At 70.9% G+C, this 14,299-nt stretch carries 10 protein-coding genes; 9 read left to right on the top strand and 1 reads right to left on the bottom strand.

What is annotated here, in order from left to right; all coding sequences use genetic code 11:
- Positions 1 to 11: 11 nt before the first annotated feature.
- The 9 genes from AQI94_RS33855 (at position 12) to AQI94_RS33815 (ending at position 13,628) form a co-directional block, all read left to right on the top strand.
- Positions 12 to 737 carry an ABC transporter ATP-binding protein gene (locus tag AQI94_RS33855; protein ID WP_031055218.1) on the top strand — a complete coding sequence of 242 codons (726 nt, stop codon included), beginning with the start codon at positions 12 to 14 and terminating at the stop codon, positions 735 to 737.
- Between the two features lie 10 nt (positions 738 to 747).
- The gene (locus AQI94_RS33850; protein ID WP_031055220.1) at positions 748 to 2,088 is read left to right on the top strand and encodes a phenylacetate--CoA ligase family protein; all 1,341 of its coding nucleotides are present in this window, start codon (positions 748 to 750) and stop codon (positions 2,086 to 2,088) included.
- Positions 2,088 to 3,476 (top strand): acyl-CoA reductase, encoded by a 1,389-nt coding sequence (locus tag AQI94_RS33845; RefSeq protein ID WP_031055223.1) that lies wholly within the window; start codon positions 2,088 to 2,090, stop codon positions 3,474 to 3,476. Before AQI94_RS33850 ends, AQI94_RS33845 begins: the two co-directional genes overlap by 1 nt.
- A gap of 1,398 nt (positions 3,477 to 4,874) precedes the next feature.
- On the top strand, positions 4,875 to 7,751 hold the full coding sequence (locus AQI94_RS33840) for a SpoIIE family protein phosphatase (protein ID WP_208611875.1): 2,877 nt from the start codon (positions 4,875 to 4,877) through the stop codon (positions 7,749 to 7,751).
- A gap of 126 nt (positions 7,752 to 7,877) precedes the next feature.
- Positions 7,878 to 9,428 carry a sugar ABC transporter ATP-binding protein gene (locus tag AQI94_RS33835; RefSeq protein WP_199814378.1) on the top strand — a complete coding sequence of 517 codons (1,551 nt, stop codon included), beginning with the start codon at positions 7,878 to 7,880 and terminating at the stop codon, positions 9,426 to 9,428.
- Positions 9,425 to 10,525, top strand: coding sequence for an ABC transporter permease (locus tag AQI94_RS33830; protein WP_031055228.1), 1,101 nt, complete (start codon positions 9,425 to 9,427; stop codon positions 10,523 to 10,525). The genes AQI94_RS33835 and AQI94_RS33830 overlap by 4 nt, the downstream gene beginning before the upstream one ends.
- 73 nt (positions 10,526 to 10,598) lie before the next feature.
- Entirely contained in the window at positions 10,599 to 11,777 is a 1,179-nt protein-coding gene (locus AQI94_RS33825; protein ID WP_031055230.1) for a substrate-binding domain-containing protein, read from the top strand.
- A gap of 717 nt (positions 11,778 to 12,494) precedes the next feature.
- Entirely contained in the window at positions 12,495 to 12,698 is a 204-nt protein-coding gene (locus AQI94_RS33820) for a hypothetical protein (RefSeq protein ID WP_031055232.1), read from the top strand.
- A gap of 273 nt (positions 12,699 to 12,971) precedes the next feature.
- Complete coding sequence (locus AQI94_RS33815) at positions 12,972 to 13,628, top strand: hypothetical protein (protein WP_031055233.1); 657 nt, start codon at positions 12,972 to 12,974, stop codon at positions 13,626 to 13,628.
- A 70-nt stretch (positions 13,629 to 13,698) separates the two neighbouring features.
- On the opposite strand, the gene AQI94_RS33810 is transcribed toward AQI94_RS33815, so the two are convergent.
- Positions 13,699 to 14,295 carry a hypothetical protein gene (locus AQI94_RS33810; RefSeq protein WP_225890361.1) on the bottom strand — a complete coding sequence of 199 codons (597 nt, stop codon included), beginning with the start codon at positions 14,293 to 14,295 and terminating at the stop codon, positions 13,699 to 13,701.
- Between the last annotated feature and the right edge of the window lie 4 nt (positions 14,296 to 14,299).

Below are 14,299 nucleotides of genomic sequence, written 5' to 3'. Positions count from 1 at the left end.
GGAGCAGGCCCGTGCCGGACACCGACACACCCCTGATCGAAGCCCGCTCCCTGTCCGCCGGATACGGCAGCCGGCCCGTCGTACGCGACCTCGACCTGGAGGTCCGGCCCGGCGAGGTCGTCGCCCTGCTCGGCCCCAACGGGGCGGGCAAGACCACCACCCTCCGGGCGCTCTCCGGCAGCCTCGCCCCGATGGGCGGCGAGGTGCGCTGGCTGGGCGAACCCGGCCGCGCACCGCTGCACCGCCGGGCCCGCCAGGGCCTGGCGTACGTCGGTGAGCGGGACGTCTTCACCCGGCTCGACACCGCGGACAACCTGCGGGTCGGCCGGGTCAGGTCCCGGCAGGCGCTGGAACTCTTCCCCGAGCTCGAAAAGCGCCTCACCACCGGCGCGGGCATGCTGTCGGGCGGCGAGCAGCAGATGCTGTCGCTGGCCCGCGCCCTGTGCCGCGCGCCCAAGCTGCTCCTCGCGGACGAACTCTCCCTCGGCCTCGCCCCGCTGGTGGTCGACCGCCTGCTGCGCGCGGTACGCGAGGCGGCCGACCGCGGCCTCGGCGCGCTGCTGGTCGAACAGCACGTGCGCAAGGTGCTGGACATCGCCGACCGCGTGTACGTCCTGCACCGCGGCCGCGTCACCATGACCGGCACCCCGGAGGAACTGCGCGGCAACCTCGACGCGATCGAGTCGTCGTACCTCGCGCGCACCACAGCGGACAAGACAACCTACGCAACTGATTGAGGTGAACGCTGTGCCAGGCGCACGCGAGCAGATCCGATCCCTCGTCCTTTCCGGCGACACATTCGACCAACCCGCCGACGAACTGAAGGAGTTGCAACTGGAGGCCGCCCGGGAGACCTTCACCGCCCACCGCGAGCGGGTTCCGCTGCTGCGCACCCGCGCGGCGGAGACCGGCGTCGAGGAGGTCACCGGCCTCGACGACCTCGTACCGCTGCTCTTCTCGCACACCAGCTACAAGTCCTACCCCGTCTCCCTCATCACCGCCGGCCGCTGGGACCGGCTCCTGCGCTGGTACACCACCGTGTCCGCCGTCGAACCCGGCGACGTCGACATGGACGGCGTCCGCGACATCGACGAGTGGACCGACCGCATCACCGCCGCCGGCCACCGCCCGTACATCACCAGCGGCACCTCCGGGAAGGTCTCCTTCCTCAACTGCGCCGCCAGTGACCTGAGTTTCCTGCACGACATCCTGGAACACCTCACCTGCTGGCCCGACCCCCTGCCCGCGAAACCCACCCGCCGCGGCTATCTGCTCGCACCGGCGAGCGGCCCGATGCGCTCCATCGACGGCTTCCGCTGGCACGCCGACGTCTTCGCCCAACCCGGCGAGACCCGGCTGCTCACCGAGGACCCGATGCGGGTGTCCGAGCTGATGAGCGGCGCGCTGCTGCGCCGCCGCATCGCCGAGGGCGCCGCGACCCCGCAGGAGATCAGCTCCTACGAGACCGTCTCCGGGTCCCGCGAGCGGGAACTGGGCGCGGCCATGGCCGAGATCGTCGACGACATCGCCGCGCACCGCGACGAACCGCTGCTCATCGCCGGCATGAACAACCAGCAGTTCACGCTGATCGAGGCCCTGCGCGCCCGCGGCGTGGCCGACGGCAGCCTGCACCCGGACACGCTGGTGCTCAGCGGCGGCGGCAACAAGGGCCGCGCCCTCCCCGACGACTACCAGCAACAGCTCGCCGCCTTCTACGACGGCGTACGCCGCGTACGCAGCTACGGCATGACCGAACTCCAGGGGTCCTGCCTCGCCTGCGAGCAGGGCAACTACCACGTGCCGCCCTGGGTGATCCCCCTGGTGCTCGACGAGCCCGGCGAAAAGCTGCTCAACCTCGAACACGGTGTGGTGGAGGGCCGGTTCGCGTTCCTCGACGTCTCCCTGGAAGGCCGCTGGGGCGGGCTCATCAGCGGCGACCGGGTCTTCGTGGACTTCTCGCCGTGCGCCTGCGGCCGCCCGGGACCGGCGGTCCTGCCGGACATCCGGCGCTACGGCGACCTCGGCGGCGACGACAAGATCACCTGCGCCGCGACACTCGACTCCTATGTGCGGGGGATGATCCACTGATGAGCGGTACGACACTCGACGCCACCGCGCCGGCCCCCGTGACCGTAGTCCACATGATCCGGGGCGAGGTCGACCGGAGCACCCCCGTCGATCTCGGCCGCTTCACCGCACCGGCCCTCGACCTCGACGCCCTCGTCTGGCCCCGCACCGAACCCGGCCCCGCCTTCCACGTGCCCGTGGCGGAGATCGTCGACCTGCTCGTGGAGACCGGCGAGGCCCTCAAGGCCGACCGCGGCGGCCTGCTCGCCGAAGCCCTGGAGCGGATGGCCCCGGTCAGCCCGCTGCCCGCCGAGGTGCTGGAGCGCGCCTACGCCGTGCTGTGGCGCGGCTTCCAACGCCCCGTCCTGTACGCCCAGATCGACCACGAACTCGGCGGTGCGGACGTCCTCGACGGCTGGCGCGAGGTGTCTCTGCCCGACGACCGGACCGCGGCCATCCGCGCGTTCCCGCCCCGCCTCGTACACATCATCGCGGGCAACGCACCCGGCGTCGCGGCGATGTCCGTCGTGCGCGGCGCACTCACCAAGGGCGTCAACCTCCTGAAACTGCCCTCCAACGACCTGTTCACCGCGACCGCCATCCTGCGCACCATGGCCGCGGTCGCCCCCGGGCACCCGGTGGTGCGGTCGTTCTCCGCGGTGTACTGGCGCGGCGGCGACGAGGCGGTGGAGAGCGCGCTGTTCCGCCCGCAGTTCTTCGACAAGCTCGTCGCCTGGGGCGGCGAGGCCACCATCCGCAGCGCGCTGAAGTACGTCGGCCCGGGCTTCGAGCTGGTCTCCTTCGACCCCAAGACCTCCATCTCGATGATCGGCCGCGAGGCCTTCGCGTCCGAGGAGAGCCTGGCCCGGGCGGCCGACGCGGGCGCCGCCGACGCCACCTTCTTCAACCAGCAGGCCTGCGTCGCCAGCCGCTTCCAGTTCGTCGAGGGCTCCTGGGACGACGCCGACCGCTATGCCGCCCTGCTGTGCGAACGCCTCGGCGTGGCACGGGAGTTCAGCTCGGCCGGTGGCCCGCGGGTCGCCGCGGAACTGCGCGAGGAGATCGACGTCCTGCGGTCCATGGACCCCGAGTACCGGGTGTGGGGCGGCTACGACGGCCAGGGCCTGGTCATCCGCTCACCGGAACCCGTGGACTTCCACCCCGACGGGAAGATCGTCGACGTCGTCCCGGTCGGCGCGCTGTCCGAGGCGGTCGCCCACGCCGGCGTCGCCACCCAGACGGTCGGCGTGTACCCCGACACCCGCAAGGCGGAACTGCGCGACGCCCTCGCCTGCGCCGGCGTACAACGCGTGGTCTCCCTGGGCAGGGCGGGCGGCATGCCACCGGGTCTCTCGCACGACGGCTTCTACCCGCTGCAACGGCTGATGCGGTGGGTGAACGACGAGTAATGGCTTCGAGGGCGGCGAACCCGGCGCCCTGCTGCGCCCGCCCTGCGTGACCGGCCCTCTGGGAGCCGGTCACCGACACCGGTCCGCTTGCGTGCGGGACGAGCTCCAACTGACGGGAGGACCGACCGGCACTGTCGGGCGTCGACGCGAAGGCGAGGACGCCCTCAGCGCTCCCTCTGGCGATCCGGCCGCCGCCAGTGGCGTGTCCGTCAGTCGGCCCACGCACGGGCGACCTCGGTCCGGGGCCGATGGCCGGTAGCCGGTGGCAGAAGACGCGGGAGCAGCGGGTGCAGGTACGGGCGCCCCCGCGGCGATCCGCCTGCCGACGTCACCGCTCGCCGTGCCGGCCAGGGCGTTGTCGGCGAGAGGCGGGCGTGCGAGGGTCGGCACCCGGTGCGGTCGGTGTCGATGGAGACCTGCCCACGGGCGTTCCGGCGGGCCAGCAGTTCGGCCGAGGACTCGGTGCCGAACCGGTCGGGAAGGGTGATCCCGGTGTAGCAGACGCCGTGGATGTGGTGTGAGTGGTCTGCTGGCCGTGGATGTCCCAGATGGCCTTGCAGGAGCCGGGGAGCTGGTCGGCGAAAAAACCGCCTCGCTGTCGCGGGCGAAGATGCTGGTGCAGCCCCGGCCCCAGCCCCAGCCCGCTGAGCATGTGCGCGTAGGTGAGGCCGACGTCGCGGACGTCCCTGTTCCCGATCTGGTCGTCGGTCCAGTCCCGGCAGTGACACGGAACTCCGAGCCGGGCCGCGCGGTGACGGCTGGCGGGATGTTGGGGTGCCAGCGGTTGCGGCCCGGCACCTTCCGGCCGCCACGTTGGCCTCCTCGGCCGCCAGCCGGGCGCAGCACTCGCAGGAGGAGCCGAAGATGCCGGCCGGACCATGGAGCGGCATCACCAGGGCGCAATCGGTGCGTCACCGGCTCGGCTGACTTCGCGGCGTCGTCCTACGGCTCGGGCAGGCACGGAAGGTCTGGGGCGGCCCGCCCGAGGAGTGGCGGGTGCTGGCGTTCCTGGGCGACGGCGGAGGCTGTGCCATGACCGAGATCGCCGAGTTCGCGCCCCTGTCCGCGCCCACGAGGCGCTGAGCGGCTGGACGGCGGTGGTCGAACCATGACAGGAGCATCGTGTCCGCTCTCGGTGATGAGGACACGGCCTTGCTGCGGGCCTTGCTCCAGCGGGGCGCCCGAAGCGGAGAGCATGTGCCGCCTGCTCACCCAGGTCACACGCCGACGGTCGCGGCGCTGCGGGGACCGCCCTCGTCTGTGGATACAGGCATCGCCCGATCACCCTGCGTCAGGAATTTCTCAAGTCGTGACTCGCCAGCTGTGATAACCGTATCCTCATCAATGTCGGACAAGTTCCGAAAAGCAGAGTTTCGGCAGCGTGAGCGAGGCGAAGTGATGCGGCCCGAGGGGGAGCGGACACCGACGGGGCGTGCGACAGGCGGCACGGCGCCCGCCCGCTTGCGTGAGCGCTTCCTGCAAGGGGAGCCGGTCGAGTGGGGCGTGCGAGCGTCGATCTTGGATTCATGGCACCGCAGCCGCTCCCTGGGCCTCTCGCCGGACCGGTCGGACCTGCCCTTCCGTGACGACTTCGATCCGGACGGCCCGATCGTCCGCGCGGCCGCTCCCGTCCTCGCCCGGCTCCAGTCCAGGTTCGCGGGCAGCGAGATGAACATCTCCCTCGCCGACGCGAACGGCACGGTCCTGATGCGCCGATTCGGAACCGCGTCCCTGGCCAGGAACCTCCCGGCGGTCCAGCGCGCCCCGGGATTCGTCTTCTCCGAGCAGGTGGCCGGTACCAACGGCATCGGTCTCGCCCTGGTGGAGCGGCAACTCATCCGGGTCCACGGTGCCGAGCACTTCGCCGAACGCTCCCAGGCGAGCGCCTGCCGCGCGCTTCCCCTCCGCGACCCGCTCAGCGGACGGATCGAGGGCGTCCTGTGCTTCGGCTATCCGCGCAGCGCCGAGGATCCGGCGCTGTCCACCGTGATTCGCAGGGCGGCCGACGCCATCGAGCGCCGACTGCTGGGGCAGAGCTCCGCTCGCGAACGTGCTCTGCTGCGGGCGTACCGGGACGCCGTCGGCAAGGCCGGCGCAGGGCACGGAGTCGGGGTGGAGGACCTCGCTCTTGAGCTGCACCCTCGTGACCGGGCGGTCGTCATGGAGAGGGCAGCCGAGCTGATCTCCCGCGGTCAGCGTGCCGCTGTCGAGGTGCCTCTGCCGGGCGGTCGGCGGGTCACGCTCGTGGCCCGTCCGGTGACGGGCGCCTCCGGGGTCGAGGGCGTCGCCATCGAAGCCGTTCTCCCCGGTCTCCCACCGCGTGAAGCCCTCGCCATCCCGCAGCAGGTCGACGTACTGGCGGGCCTTTCCGGCAGGCCCGCCCTCATCTCTGCCGCCCCGCCGGACGGGCAGGATCCCGGGGCCTTGGCGGCCGAATACCTCTCCGTCGCCCCGTCGGCCGGCCGGCTGCCCGACGCCGCACCCGGCCCCATGGCCGCCACGGGCAAGGGCGTGAGGGCGGAAGTCCCCGAGAGCGAGACGGACCATCACTCCGGACACCCGGTTCCGGCGAGGGGACTGGTGCTGGTGGGAGAGCCGCTTGTGGGGAAGTACGCCCTCGCCGCCCGACGCCGCCTGGAATTGCTGTCCGAGGCCAGCACCCGCATCGGCACCACCCTGGACGTCCGCGTCACCGCCCGGGAACTCGCCGAGACGGCCGTGCCGCGACTGGCCGACTTCGTGACCATCGACCTGCCCGAAGCCGTACTGCGCGGCGAGGAAGCCGCCGACCCACGCAGCGACCTGCGGCGTACGGTCGTCCATGGCATCTACGAGGAGAGGTCCTTCACCCCCGTGGGCAAGCGGGTCGACTTCGGCCCGGCCACGCCCCAGGCGCGTTGTCTGACCAGCGGGCAGGCAGTGCTGGAACCAAGTCTGGAGGCCGCCGCGGGCTGGCTCGCCCAGGACCCGGAGCTCACGGAACAACTGCTCAGCCACGTCCACTCCCTCATCGCCGTACCCCTTCTGGCCCGCGGAGTCGTCCAGGGAATCGCCAGCTTCTACCGCGCCCGTGATCCCGCACCCTTCGACGACGACGACCGGTCGCTGGCCCAGGAGCTCGCCGCACGCGCCGCCCTGTGCATCGACAACGCCCGCCGCTTCACGCGCGAACGCAGCATGGTCCTGACCCTGCAGCGCGAGCTGCTTCCGCACGGCCTGCCCGACCAGGACGCCGTCGAGGTGGCCCATCGCTATCTCCCGGCCGAATCCGACGTGGGCGGAGACTGGTACGACGTCATCCCCCTCTCAGGCACCCGGATCGGTCTCTTCGTCGGTGACGTCGTCGGTCACGGCATGCTCTCCGCCGCGACCATGGGCAGTCTGCGTACGGCCGCGCGCAGCTTCGCCGAACTCGACTTCCCCCCTGACGAAGTCCTCACCCACCTCGACAACGTCGTGGTGCGCCTGGACCGGGAACATCCCCAGGCGGGCGGCGCCGGGATCATCGGGGCGACCTGCCTGTACGCGATATACGACCCGACCTCGCAACGCTGCACCATGGCCCGCGCGGCCCACCCGCCGCCCGCGCTGGTCACCCCGGACGGCACCGTGTCCTTCCCCGACCTTCCCGAGGGGCCTCCTCTCGGCCTCGGGGGGCTGCCCTTCGAAACAGCCGAGTTCGACCTCCCCGAGGGCAGCCAGCTCGTCCTGTACACCGACGGGCTCATCGAGGACCGGAACCGCGACGTCGATGTCGTCCTCGACCAGCTGCGCGGGGTCCTGGCCCACCAGGAGCGCACGCCGGAGGAGACGTGTCAGGCGGTCCTGGACACCGTGGCGCCCGCCCATCCCTGCGACGACATCGCGCTGCTGGTCGCCCGCGCCCACGCTCTGGACCCCCGGCGGATCGCCGCCTGGGACCTGCCCGCCGATCCGGCCCTCGTCAGCGAAATCCGTGCCTCGGCCCTTCGGCAGCTGAGCGACTGGGAACTCGACGAGGCCGCGTTCGCCGTGGAACTGCTGCTCAGCGAGTTGGTCACCAACGCCGTCCGCCATGGAGCCGGGCCGATCCGGGTACGACTGCTCCACGACCGCACGCTGATCTGCGAGGTCTCCGACACCAGCAACACCGCCCCGCACCTGCGCCGGGCGGCCAGCACCGACGAGGGCGGCCGCGGCCTCTTCCTCGTCGCGCAGCTGGCACAGAGCTGGGGCACGCGCTACACCCCGGAGGGCAAGGTCATCTGGGCCGAATGCGCCCTCGACAGCGCGTGAGGGCCCGTCCGCGGCCGCTGGCCCATTGGGGTCACTGCAAGCGCCAAATGCCTTAAATTGCAATATTTGCCCGGCTATTATCGTGCGTGAACGTCGGGAAGAACTCGCCAGACCGACCCACCGGAGATGTCCGTGCACGACGCTCCCGGCACCGCCGAGCAGGCGATGGCACCCCTCGGGGCGGAACCCTTGGTCCGCGTCCGCGGGCTCGGCAAACGGTTCGGCGGGACCGTCGCGCTGGCGGCCGTCGACCTCGATGTGCACGCCGGCAGCGTGATGGCGCTCCTCGGTCCCAACGGCGCCGGAAAGTCCACGCTCATCAAGGTGCTCGCAGGCGTCCATCACGCCGACGCCGGACAGATCACCGTGGCCGGGCACCCACTGGGGAGCCCCGCCGCCACCCGCGGCATGTCCTTCATCCACCAGGACCTCGGTCTCGTCGAGTGGATGACGGTCGCCGAGAACGTCGCCCTCGGCACCGGGTACGCGCGCCGCGGCGGCCTGATCTCCTGGCGGCGGACCCGGGAGCGCTGCACCGACGTCCTGCGGACCGTCGCAGCACACCTCGACCCCGAGGTGCCGGTGGCCCGACTCGCCCCCGCCGAGCGTTCGCTGGTCGCCATCGCCCGAGCCCTGGCGACACGGGCGAGGCTCATCGTCCTCGACGAGCCGACCGCCCGCCTCCCCGCCGCGGACTCCAGCCGGCTCTTCCACGTACTGCGCGCCCTGCGCGACCGGGGCCACGGCATCCTCTACGTCAGCCACCGCCTGGACGAGGTGTACGACATCGCCGACACCTTCGCCGTCCTGCGCGACGGTCGCCTGGTCAGCCACGGCGCGCTGACGGACCACAGCCCCGCCCGTCTGGTGCACGACATCGTCGGCGAGGAACCATCCCACCACCGCCCCCTCCCCGGGCCCGGCGACGGACAGTCCGTCCTGACCCTCGACGACGTACGGACCGCCGGCGTCGAACCGGTCAGCCTCGCGCTGGAACGCGGCGAAATCCTGGGTCTGGTCGGCCTCACCGGTGCCGGGCCCAGGGAACTGGGCCGAGCCGTCGCCGGCTGCCTGCCCCTCCTCGGCGGCCGGGTGCTCCTCGACGGGCGGCCGTACCGCCCCCGCACGGTCGCCGACGCCGTGGGCCACGGTGTGGGCTTCGCGACCGGCGACAGACAGCGGGAGGGGTGCGCCGCCGAACTGACCGTACGGGAGAACCTCCTGGCCAACCCCCGCGTGCGAGGCCTGCGAGCACTGAGCTGGATCAGCCCGCGCCACGAACGCGCCGAGGCCGCCGCCCTGATCGAACGGCTCTCGGTACGCCCCCGCGACAGCGAGGCACCCATGGCCACCCTGTCCGGCGGAAACCAGCAGAAGGTCATGATCGGCCGCTGGCTCCGAGCGGGCCTGCGTGTGCTGATCCTTGAGGAGCCGACGGCCGGCGTGGACGTCGGCGCCAAGGTTGCGATCCACCGCCTGCTCGACGACGCGCTGGCCGCGGGCCTCGCGGTACTGCTCATCTCCACCGACTTCGAGGAGGTGGCGGGAGTGTGCCGACGCGCTCTCGTCTTCGTCCGCGGGTCCGTGACGGCCGAGCTGAGCGGTCCGGCCCTCACGGTCGCCGGGCTCACCAGGGCTGCTTCGGCCATGCCGCCCGGAACCACGACGAACGCATGACCCCCTCCCGCTCCTCGCCCCGATCGGGACCGCACGGCAGCGGCCCGCCGAGCCGCTCGCGTGCCCACGGCGGGCACCTCATCGGCGCGTACGGCCTGGTGGCCCTCACCGCCCTGCTGGTCCTGATCTTCTCCCTCACCCTGCCGCGCACCTTCCCCACGCAGGACACCGCCGACTCGATCCTGTCCAACCAGTCGATCCCGGCCGTCCTGGCGCTCGCCGCCATGATCCCCATCGTGACCGGTGCGTTCGATCTCTCCATCGGCTACGGCCTCGGCCTGGCCCACGTCATGGTGATGTACCTCATCGTCAACGGCGAGTGGCCCTGGCCGCTCGCCTGCCTCGTGGTCGTGATCGGCGGGGCCGTCGTGGGCCTCCTCAACGGTGTCATCGTCGAGTTCGGCCGCATCGACTCCTTCATCGCCACGCTGGGAACCGGCAGCATGCTGTACGCCGTGACCGGCTGGATCACCGACGGCGGCCGTATCGTCCCCGGCCCGCAAGGACTCCCAGCGGCCTTCACCGACATCTACGACTCCACACTCCTCGGCCTGCCGCTCCCCGCCTTCTACGTGGTCGCCCTCGCCGCCGTCCTCTGGCTCGTGCTGGAGCGGCTGCCGCTCGGCCGGTACCTGTACGTCATCGGCTCCAACCCGCGCGCCGCCGACCTCGTCGGCATCCGGACGCGCACATACTCCGTCTACGCCTTCACCGCATCGGGACTGATCGTCGGCTTCGCGGGCGTCCTGCTCGCGGCCCAGCAGCAGATCGGCAATCCGAGTGTCGGCCTCGACTACCTGCTGCCCGCCTTCGTCGGCGCCCTCCTCGGCTCCACCGCGATCAAACCCGGCCGCCCCAACGCGCTGGGCACCGTCGTCGCCGTCGCGGTCCTCGCCGTCGGTCTCACCGGCATCGGCCAGATGGGCGCCGACTTCTGGACGATCCCGCTGTTCTACGGCGGCACCCTGCTCCTCGCCGTCGGCCTGGCCGGCTACAGCGCCCGCCGCCAGCTGAGCACCGTCGCCTCCCGCGACGCGCCCGCCGCACCGCCGACCTCCCCGCCACAGGAAGGGGGCCCGGCGGACGTCCCTCCATGACCCGTGCCACGGGCGGCACCGCCTCCGACGTCCCGCCCGCATCCTCCCGTTCATTCCCCCGCGAGGAGTTCCCGTGCACCGCAACGGCAAGGCCGACGCAGGCGTCCTCACCACCCGACACGCCGCCACAGCCCTGCTGGTCGCGGCAGCAACCCTCCTCGCCGGCTGCGAACGCGGTTCGACGAGTGACACGGCGGACGCCATCACCACCGGCCCGAACGGGTGCCCCGAAGCCCACGCCAGGGCCCAGGCCGCCGTCAAGCAGGCGGAGAAGACCGACATCCCCTGGGACGGACCGACCAGTGGCCCCACCGCGGTGCCCGGCAAGACCATCGTCTACGTGGCCCAGACCATGACCAACCCCGGAGTCGCGGGCGCCGCGCAAGGTGTACGGAACGCCGCTGCGGTCATCGGCTGGAACGTCCGGGTGATCGATGGCGGGGGCACGCCCGCCGGTATCCAGGCGGCGATGAGCGAGGCCGTGACACTCAAGCCCGCGGGCATCGTCATCGGAGGCTTCGACCCCAACTCGACCTCACAGCAGGTTTCGCGGGCCAACGCGGCCGGCATCCCGCTCATCGGCTGGCACGCGGTCGCCACCCCGGGCCCCAGCAAGAAGCCGCGCCTCTTCACCAACGTCACCACCCGGGTCGACGACGTCTCCGCCATCAGCGCGCGCTGGATCATCGCGCACTCCAACGGTCACGCCGGAGTCGTGATCATCACCGACGCCTCGATCCTCTTCGCCCGGAGCAAGTCCGAGCTGATCAAGAAGGAGCTAGCGACCTGCGCGGGTGTGAAGCTGCTGGCCTACGAGAACATCCCGATCCCGGACGCCAGCAACCGCACTCCCCGGGAGATCTCCTCCCTGCTCTCCCGCTTCCAGGGACGGTGGACCCACTCCGCCGCCATCAACGACCTCTACTTCGCCGACGCCGCCCCCGCCTTCCGCGCGGCAGGCAAGCCGGGTTCAGGCCCCCCGTTCAACATCGGCGCCGGTGACGGCGACCCCTCGGCCTTCCAGCGCATCAACAGCAAGCAGTACCAGGCCGCCACCGTCCCCGAGCCGCTGAACCTGCAGGGCTGGCAGATCGTCGACGAGTTCAACCGTGCCTTCTCCGGCCGACCCGCCAGCGGGTACGTGGCCCCCGTCCACATCACCACAGCCGCCAACAGCCACGGCGCCACGAGCTGGGACCCATCGGGATACCGGGCGGCGTACCGAAAGATCTGGGGCATCGTGGGGCACTGACCCCCAGTCAGCTGGGCTCAGGCACCCACAAACATCCGGCACTTCCCCGACCGTTCGAAGACCGCCCCGACGACCTTGGGCAGCTTCGTTCCTTCGGCCCGAAGGTAGGCCGCCCCGGCATCCGGCGTGAACCCCGCGTCCATGACCTCCGTCAGTACTTCGTCGGGGTCTTCTTCCCGGCGGAGGCGAGCCGGTTTTCCTGGACGAACGCCGGAACACCGTCGCACGGCATGGAGAACTGCAGATTGAACGGGTATCCGTCCAAAGCCTTGAGGGCACCGTAAGAGATGCCCTCGGCCCCTTCGGGCAGGCGCACACCGTGGTCGGACAGGGCCTGGTCAAGCTGACGTCGGCGGCGTCCGAATCACAGGCGGCCAGCCCCCCCCGGCCAGCAGCACACCCACGAACAACACCGGCATCAGCGGCAGGCGGTGGAACATGATTACTCCTGGTACCGCAATGCTGTCTGCCGTGACTGCCGGCCAGGCTCGTCGCTGGTGTGGTGATGGGCGCCCCTACGGACGTACACGTGCGGGCGCGTGAACTGGATGCGGTTCACGGGAGGTTCGCGCACTGTTTCAGGAAACGCGGGAAGCCGCACCCGAGCGAGTCACCCACGACACGGGTACGGCACGATGTCCTTGCTGACAGGCGGTCTTCCCTGGTGCGGGGTGATATTGACCGGCGTGACCGAACGGCTGTCGGTACGGTCACCCCATGGCAGACCTGCCCGACAGTGTGGACCGCCACATCCTGGACCACCGGATCGTCCTCGCGCTCAAGGCGATCAGGGAAGCATCCGGCTGCACGCTCCAAGAAGCAATCGACATCTTCGAGGTGCGGTACGAAGCGCTTCGCCGCGACCGGCCGGAGGACTTCCACCTGAGCCGCGAGGAGTACGGCCACAACGTCTACACCTGAACCTCGGCCCCCTCCGCACCGGTGCCCTTGATTTCGGACCGGGGCGGTCGGGACAGGGCAGTGGTCATCGGCGCGGACCAGAGCCCGCCACGCTGCAGCCCACAGCCGCGCGAACTCCTCCGCACATGGGCCCTTCGGCGAGGGATCCGTACTGCCCTCAGCGGCGCATCGCCGCGAGATCGACATGAGCACGCAAGTCGTACCCCGGCGGGTCAGACCAAGTGGGGGTGGGGGAGCATCTGCTCAGTCGTCGCCTGCCTGTGAAGGAGCGTCATGCCTCGTGTCCGCGGAGCCATACCGCCCGTCCTGCTCGTCTGCCTCCTGATGACGGGCTGTTCGTCCGTCCAGCTCGGCACACCGACACCGTCCGGGACCCAGAGCCCTGCGCCCGGGGCGGCTGCCGGATCAGGCCGGGCGATCGCGGTGGGGGCGGGCCCACAGAAGCACTACACGGTCGAGCAGCAGCCGGCCGCCGGTTCGTGTCACTACCGCTTGGAGCACGGCGAGCCTCTCGAGGACCCCGCCTGCACGCCGGGCGCGATCTCCCCGGCGGTGACGCAGGCGAACCTGAAGTCGACGATATGCCGCAAGGGCGGTTACACCTCCGGCGTACGTCCCTCCGCGTATGTGACGGGCAAGGAGAAGAGGCTCAACGCCGTCTCCTACGGATACACCGGCCGCATGGGCGATGCGGAGTACGACCACCTGATCAGCCTGCAGCTCGGCGGCGACCCGAACGATCCGAGGAACCTGTGGGTGGAGCCGGCCGACCCCGGCCACAAGAAGGGTGCCGGGGTGAACAACAAGAAGGACCCGGTGGAGACGAAGCTGCACACCGCGGTCTGCAAGGGCCAGGTGACGCTCACCGCCGCGCAGCAGGCCATCGTCACCGACTGGACCACGGCCCTGACGGCCCTTCACCTGGAGTGAAGAGGCGGCTGGTAGAGGAAGGCCCCGGCGGCCAACTGGCGTGTAACTCAAGAACTGGTTGCGAACTGGATCACTGTGCCCAGCGCCCCATGGTCGGCGCCGTGCCAATCAGACACTCGATGTCGGTCGGGAAGCCGGCGAGGGCGTAGGCGGTCAGGCGTAGATGGCCCTCAAGACAGACCAGGTCCTCCTGCCTCTCTCCGACGAGGATGAGCGGAGGGAATTTCTCGCCTCTGGCGAGCGCGTGGGATGCGTCGATGAACGGTTCGTTCGGCACGTCGAATGCTCGGAGCCCTGCCTTGATGCGCGCTGCGGCGTCGACCGGCCGACGACTGCCACTCGACAGTTCGATCCAGTACGAGTAGTCGACGTACCGCACGCCGGCCGCCTCGCCGGGGGACACAAGCGCCCTTGTCCACGCGACGTGAGGGGGAAAGTTCTCGAACAGGTCGCGGTCCTCGCCGTACCCGCGCGTCGCAGCGAGAAGAGCGCGACGTGCGCGGTTCGCGCCGATGTCGGCGATGTCCGGACGCGTCAGCAACTGCTCGCTGTGCCCGGCTGCCGCCAGCCCGGACCGGAGGTTCCGGCCGAACCTCCGACTGGACAGCTCGCCGCTCAAGAAGCAGGCGACCATCTCGTCCTCACTGCTGATACCCAGGACCTGCACGGCC

Origin of the sequence: Streptomyces pseudovenezuelae (assembly GCF_001513955.1) — a bacterium.
GTDB lineage: Bacteria > Actinomycetota > Actinomycetes > Streptomycetales > Streptomycetaceae > Streptomyces > Streptomyces pseudovenezuelae.
This window is presented reverse-complemented; position numbering and strand designations above follow the sequence as displayed.